The following is a 1,023-nucleotide window of genomic DNA, read 5'->3' as shown; positions in this document are numbered from 1 at the left end:
AACTAGTATATATGTATGACAAAACCATACAAAGCCACCCAATTTTGGGTGGGTATGTATGACAACAGTCATACTTTATTTAGTAACAAATATATAATAATTATCTTATAAATCATCAAAAGGGCTTTTTATTTGCTGGATACTTTTTGTACTTACATGGGTATAAATTTCGGTGGTCTTGCTACTACTATGTCCCAAAAGTTCCTGAATATAGCGTAAATCAGTTCCGCTTTCCAGTAAATGTGTAGCATAGCTGTGTCGTAACCAATGAAGTGATACTGGTTTTGAAATTTTAGCTTTTTTTAAGGCTTGTTTTAAAACGTTTTGCAAACTTTGTTCTGAATATTGCTCTCCTGATATTTGCCCTTCAAATAACCAATTTTTAGGTTTGTAAGCGATGTAATAGTCACGAAGCATTTTTAATATTTTAGGAGATAATGGTGCTATTCTATCTTTTTTTCCTTTTGCGTTTTTCAGTAGCACAATATTCCTCTTTGAATCAATATCTGAGAATTTTAAATTTAAGAGTTCACTTCTACGCAAACCACAACTGTATATCATACTTAGCATTGATTTGTGCTTGATGTTGCTATGTGCATTCAAGATTAGTTTAATTTCTCCTTTGCTCAAAACATTAGGCAAAACTTTTGATCGTTTGGGACGGTGTATTTTATCAACTTCAATCTTGGTTCCTCTTACTGTCATAAAAAATAATTTAATGGCGTTTACCCCGTAGGATAAAAAAATAGCCGCATTCTGCTTCTAAGATATATTTTCCCATTTCCGGATTTTAAATATTTCTCTCTGCGGGTAGCATCTTGTTGATTTAAACATCCTTCAAAATAAATTAATTTTAAAGGCAATCTATATTTTGTAGACGGAACTTTACCTGATTGATGTTCATTCAGCCTATTTTTTAAATCAGAAGTATAGCCAGTGTAAAATTGATTATCTTTTTCACTTAGCAAAACGTAAACATAATAATACATAAGTTCAATTTTTTTATCCAACGGGGTGAACAAT

2 protein-coding genes are annotated in these 1,023 nt (G+C 31.4%); both read right to left on the bottom strand.

The genetic code is table 11. The features are described from left to right. Positions 1 to 105: 105 nt before the first annotated feature. Positions 106 to 705, bottom strand: coding sequence for a tyrosine-type recombinase/integrase (locus ACFX5E_RS16220; protein WP_379856206.1), 600 nt, complete (start codon positions 703 to 705; stop codon positions 106 to 108). A 20-nt stretch (positions 706 to 725) separates the two neighbouring features. Further along, positions 726 to 1,023, bottom strand: a 298-nt coding sequence (locus ACFX5E_RS16215; RefSeq protein ID WP_379856205.1) for a GIY-YIG nuclease family protein, incomplete at its 5' end; no start/stop codon positions are given.

Origin of the sequence: Flavobacterium xylosi (genome assembly GCF_042787345.1) — a bacterium.
GTDB lineage: Bacteria > Bacteroidota > Bacteroidia > Flavobacteriales > Flavobacteriaceae > Flavobacterium > Flavobacterium xylosi.
This window is presented reverse-complemented; position numbering and strand designations above follow the sequence as displayed.

Coding starts and splice junctions, on each gene's coding strand:
- ACFX5E_RS16220 (WP_379856206.1), bottom strand. CDS start 705: ATGACAGTAAGAGGAACCAAGATTGAAGTTGATAAAATACACCGTCCC.